This is a genomic window from Cellulomonas citrea, assembly GCF_009829685.1.
Classification (GTDB): domain Bacteria; phylum Actinomycetota; class Actinomycetes; order Actinomycetales; family Cellulomonadaceae; genus Cellulomonas; species Cellulomonas citrea.
Genome location: NZ_VWSD01000184.1, coordinates 1 through 5,007, shown reverse-complemented (window position 1 = coordinate 5,007; position 5,007 = coordinate 1). Strand labels below are relative to the sequence as shown.

The 5,007-nt window shown below is 73.2% G+C and carries 5 protein-coding genes; 4 read left to right on the top strand and 1 reads right to left on the bottom strand.

The genetic code is table 11. From position 1 onward, the window contains the following. On the top strand, positions 1-1,436 hold a 1,436-nt coding region (gene rho / locus F2B26_RS14460), incomplete at its 5' end, for a transcription termination factor Rho (protein ID WP_159810553.1). 84 nt (positions 1,437-1,520) lie between these two features. Here the strand turns inward: rho and F2B26_RS14455 are convergent. Continuing rightward, entirely contained in the window at positions 1,521-2,702 is a 1,182-nt protein-coding gene (locus F2B26_RS14455; protein WP_159810551.1) for a glycosyltransferase family 4 protein, read from the bottom strand. 174 nt (positions 2,703-2,876) lie between these two features. Between F2B26_RS14455 and rpmE the strand changes: the two genes are divergently transcribed. From rpmE to F2B26_RS14440, 3 genes are all read left to right on the top strand, one after another. After that, positions 2,877-3,092 (top strand): 50S ribosomal protein L31, encoded by a 216-nt coding sequence (gene rpmE / locus F2B26_RS14450; protein ID WP_159810557.1) that lies wholly within the window; start codon positions 2,877-2,879, stop codon positions 3,090-3,092. Between the two features lie 146 nt (positions 3,093-3,238). Continuing rightward, complete coding sequence (gene prfA, locus F2B26_RS14445; protein WP_159810549.1) at positions 3,239-4,318, top strand: peptide chain release factor 1; 1,080 nt, start codon at positions 3,239-3,241, stop codon at positions 4,316-4,318. Beyond that, a partial coding sequence (locus F2B26_RS14440) for a N5-glutamine methyltransferase family protein (RefSeq protein WP_235929691.1) occupies positions 4,311-5,007 on the top strand: 697 nt, incomplete at its 3' end. The genes prfA and F2B26_RS14440, both read left to right, overlap by 8 nt.

Here is a 5,007-nt window from a genome sequence, read left to right as displayed (position 1 = left end):
CCGCCGAGCAGCAGCGCACCGCCGGCGGGGCCGACCGTGACGAGCAGCGCACCGCCGCCCAGGAACAGGCCCCCGCCGCGGCCGGTCAGCAGCCGGGTGCGCGCGGGTTCGACGACGGTGAGGAGCGTGGCGGACGTCGCCGCCGCTCGCGCGAGCGCTACCGGGACCGTGACCGGACCAAGCGCGGCCGCACCGGCCGCCCGGGTGCGCCCGACCTGGTCGGGCTGGACGAGGTCGAGGTCACCGAGGACGACGTGCTCGTGCCCGTCGCCGGCATCCTCGACGTGCTCGAGTCCTACGCCTTCGTCCGGACCACCGGCTACCTGCCGGGTCCCGGTGACGTGTACGTCTCGCTCGGGCAGGTGAAGAAGGCGGGGCTGCGCCGCGGTGACGCGATCACCGGTGCGGTGCGCGCCCCGCGGGACGGTGAGCAGCCGCCCGTCGCCGGTCGGCCGAACAAGTTCAACGCCCTCGTGCGGCTCGACACGGTCAACGGCATGGCCCCCGAGGCCGCGCGCGACCGCCCCGAGTTCAGCAAGCTCACGCCGCTGTACCCGCAGGACCGCCTGCGGCTGGAGACGGCCGACCCGACCCGGCTGACGGCCCGCGTGATCGACATCGTCGCGCCCATCGGCAAGGGCCAGCGCGGCCTCATCGTCGCGCCCCCCAAGGCGGGCAAGACGATCATCATGCAGCAGATCGCCAACTCGATCACCATGAACAACCCCGAGGTCCACCTCATGGTCGTGCTCGTCGACGAGCGCCCCGAGGAGGTCACGGACATGCAGCGCACGGTGAAGGGCGAGGTCATCGCCTCGACCTTCGACCGTCCCGCATCGGACCACACGATCGTCGCCGAGCTGGCGATCGAGCGGGCCAAGCGGCTGGTCGAGCTCGGCCAGGACGTCGTCGTGTTGCTCGACTCGCTCACCCGGCTGTCGCGCGCCTACAACCTGTCGGCGCCGGCCTCGGGCCGCATCCTGTCCGGTGGTGTGGACGCCGCGGCGCTCTACCCGCCGAAGAAGTTCTTCGGTGCTGCGCGCAACATCGAGAACGGTGGGTCGCTCACCATCCTGGCCTCGGCCCTGGTGGAGACCGGCTCGAAGATGGACGACATCATCTTCGAGGAGTTCAAGGGCACCGGGAACATGGAGCTGCGGCTGTCCCGCTCGCTCTCGGACAAGCGCATCTTCCCGGCCGTCGACGTCAACGCCTCGGGGACGCGACGTGAGGAGATCCTCATGTCGCACGACGAGCTCAAGATCGTCTTCAAGCTGCGCCGGGTGCTCGGCGCGCTGGACCAGACCCAGGCGATCGAGCTGCTCATCGGCAAGCTGCGAGAGACCAAGTCCAACGTGGAGTTCCTGCTCCAGGTGCAGAAGACCACCCCGTCGGGCAACGCGGTCGCCGAGGAGAACATCGGCAAGACGGTCTGACCTCGCCGGTCAGGCGCACGCACCTCGCCCCTGCACCCCGCCTCGGCGGGTGGCAGGGGCGACGTGCTGGTGCCGGCTGCGACCTCAGTCGACCGTGCGCAGGAGCGCCCGGCGCCGGTCGAGCGCGGCGCGGTAGATGTCCTCGGTCTGGTCGATGGCGACCTCGGTGTCGAACTGCGCGGCCCGGGCACGCTGCGGTCCGATGGCGCTGGCGCGCGCCGCGGGGTCATCGATCCAGCGGGCCAGGGTGCGGGCGAACGTCACCGGGTCCCGGGGGTCGAGCAGCTGGTGCTCGAGCCCGGCCATGGGGGTGCGGTACCCGGGGTTGTCGCCGGCCAGGACCACGCCCCGGGCCACGGCGAGCGCCTCGACCACCGAGATGCCGAAGCTCTCGCCCCCGGTCGAGGGCAGCACGACGAGGTCGCCCGAGGCCAGCAGGGCGCTCTTGTCCGCCTCGGCCACGAACCCGCTGAGGGTGACCTGCCCGGTCAGTCCGTGCTCGGCGACGTACCGGGTGAGCAGCTGCTCCTGCGGGCCGGTCCCGGCCAGCTCTGCGGTCCACGGGCGGTGGGCCAGGTGCTGGTCGGCGAGCACGTGCAGCGCGGCGAGCAGCTCACGGGCGCCCTTGCGTTCGACGAGCCGGCCGAGGAAGACGATCCGCACGGGCCGGCTGTCGTCGTCGGCGAGCGGCGAGGTGAGCGGCTCGGTGCCGGGCGCCCGGTCCAGGTGCACGGGCATCGTGGCCGGTGTCGTCACGAGGCCGTAGGCGGTGCGGGCGAAGTCCCGGGCGGTGTCGCTCATCGCCAGGACGGTGTCGAAGCGGCGCAGCTCGCGTCGTTCGACGGCGCCCAGCAGACGGCTGCCGGCATCGGCCAGCCGAGACCCGGGCGCGATGTGGAACGAGCCCACCACGGCGACGTCGGGCGCCACGGCGCGGACGAACCGCCCGGCCAGCAGCGGGGAGTGCGGCATCTGCACGTGCAGCACGTCGGGGCGCACCCCGGCGAGCAGCGCGGTGACCTGGCTCCGCGGCGCGCCCAGCGGAGTGCGCACCCGGTTGCCGTTGAACGTGGTGGCGATGTGCCGGCCGACGACGTGCAGGTTCGGCAGGTCGGTCCGGCGGGTGGTCGGCGTCACGAGATGCACGTCGTGACCGCGCTCGCGCAGGCCGTTCGCCACGGTGAGCACGTACTGCTGCACGCCGTCGGGGCGGTCCAGGTCGTCGTCCAGGACCAGGGCGATCGTGAGCCGGTCATCGGACGACATGCCGCCACTGTACGTGGCGCGGCTGGGGCGGCTGCGCCGAAGGGCCCGTCCGGGGCGGGTGCGGGGATGATTCGGCGGCTCCGGATGGTTCTGGCACAATGGTCCGTCGGTCTGCGGTTCACCGGTGCCGTCCGCGCATCCGGACCCGTGGACATCCTCACCAAGGAGAACCCCGTGAAGTCTGGTATCCACCCGACGTACGTGCCGACCGAGGTGGTCTGCACCTGCGGCAGCACGTTCGTCACGCGTTCCACCGTCACCAGCGGCGTCATCCACGCCGATGTGTGCAGCGCCTGCCACCCGTTCTACACGGGCAAGCAGAAGATCCTCGACACCGGTGGCCGCGTGGCCCGGTTCGAGGCGCGGTACGGCAAGAAGGCCGCCAACTAGCTCCCTCGCAGCGCCGGCACCTCGGTGGCACCAGCCACCCGGGTGCCGGCGCTTCGTCGTCGTGGCGCCGTGTGCGGCGCAGGGTCGGTGCAGGCAGGGACGTCCCGAATGACCGGGGCGGTACCCGTGGATGAGGAGATGACCTGGTGAGCGAGGCGTTCGACGCGGTGGCCCCGGTGCTGGCCGAGCACGCCGAGCTCGAGGTCGCGCTGTCCGACCCGGCGCTGCACGCCGATGCGGGCCGGGCGCGCAGGCTGGGCCGCCGGTACGCCGAGCTCGGCCGGGTGGTGGGTGCCTACCGCACCTGGCGTGCCGCCGCCGACGACGCCCAGGCTGCCGCCGAGCTGGCCGACGACCCGCAGATCGCGCAGGAGCTGCCGTCGTTGCTCGCTGCCGAGCACGAGGCCGCCGAACGGCTGCGCCGCGTGCTCGTGCCCCGCGACCCCGACGACGGCCGCGACGTGATCCTCCAGGTCAAGGCGGGGGAGGGCGGTGAGGAGTCCGCGCTGTTCGCCGGGGACCTGCTGCGGATGTACACCCGGTACGCCGAGCGCCAGGGCTGGTCCGTCCAGGTGCTCGACTCCACCGCGTCCGACCTCGGCGGCATCAAGGACGTGTCCGTCGCGATCAAGGCGCGCGGCGGTGCGGAGGACGGCGTCTGGGCCCACCTGAAGTACGAGGGCGGCGTGCACCGCGTGCAGCGGGTGCCGGTGACCGAGTCGGCCGGGCGCATCCACACGTCGGCCGCCGGCGTGGTCGTGCTCCCCGAGGCGGACGACGAGGCCGAGGTCGAGATCGACCCGGCCGACCTGCGGATCGACGTGTACCGCTCGTCCGGTCCGGGCGGCCAGTCGGTGAACACGACCGACTCGGCGGTGCGGATCACCCATGTGCCCACGGGCATCGTGGTGGCGATGCAGAACGAGAAGTCCCAGCTGCAGAACAAGGAGGCGGCGCTGCGCGTGCTGCGCGCCCGGCTGCTGGCCGCCCGTGCGGAGGAGGCCGCCGCAGCCGCGAGCCAGGCCCGCCGCTCCCAGGTGCGCACGGTCGACCGCTCCGAGCGGATCCGTACCTACAACTTCCCGGAGAATCGGATCGCCGACCATCGCACCGGGTACAAGGCCTACAACCTCGACCAGGTGCTCGACGGCGACCTCGGGCCGGTGATCGCCTCCGCGGTCGAGGCCGACGAGGCCGCCCGGCTGGCCGAGGCCACCGGTGCCTGAGCCGGTCCGCCCGTCGCTGACGGCCATGGTGGGCGCGGCCACCCGGCTGCTGGCCGAGGCCGGTGTGCCCTCGCCGCGGCACGACGCGGTGGCCATCGCCGCCCATCTGCTCGACCTGCCCACCCTGAGCCTGGTCACCGTCGGGGAGCTCCCGGACGGTTTCGACGCGCGGTTCGCGCAGGCGGTCGACCGGCGCAGGCGTCGGGAGCCGCTGCAGCACATCCTGGGTGTGACCACGTTCCGCCACGTCACCCTGGCGGTCGAGCCGGGGGTGTTCGTGCCTCGGCCGGAGACCGAGGTGCTCGCCGGGCTCGCGGTGGACGAGGTGCGCGCGCTCGCCGCGGCCGGTGGCACGCCGCTGGTGGTCGACCTGTGCTGCGGCGCCGGCCCGATCGGGGTCTCGGTCGCGGTCGAGTCGGGCGCCCGGGTCGTCATGGTCGACCGTTCCGCGCAGGCGGTCGAGCTCACCGCCCGCAACGCCGCCGCGAACGACCGCCCGCAGGTGCAGGTCCTCGTCGGCGACGTACGTGATCCGGGGCTGCTCGCCGAGCTCACCGGCCGGGTCGACGTGCTCGCCGCCAACCCGCCCTACATCCCGCCCGACGCCGAACCGGTCGACCCGGAGGTGCGCGACCACGACCCCGACCTCGCGCTGTACGGCGGCGGCCCGGACGGCCTCGACCTGCCGC

What these genes read in the sequence shown, in the direction of transcription:
- F2B26_RS14455 (WP_159810551.1), bottom strand. Translation starts at nt 2,702, where the DNA reads ATGTCGTCCGATGACCGGCTCACGATCGCCCTGGTCCTGGACGACGAC.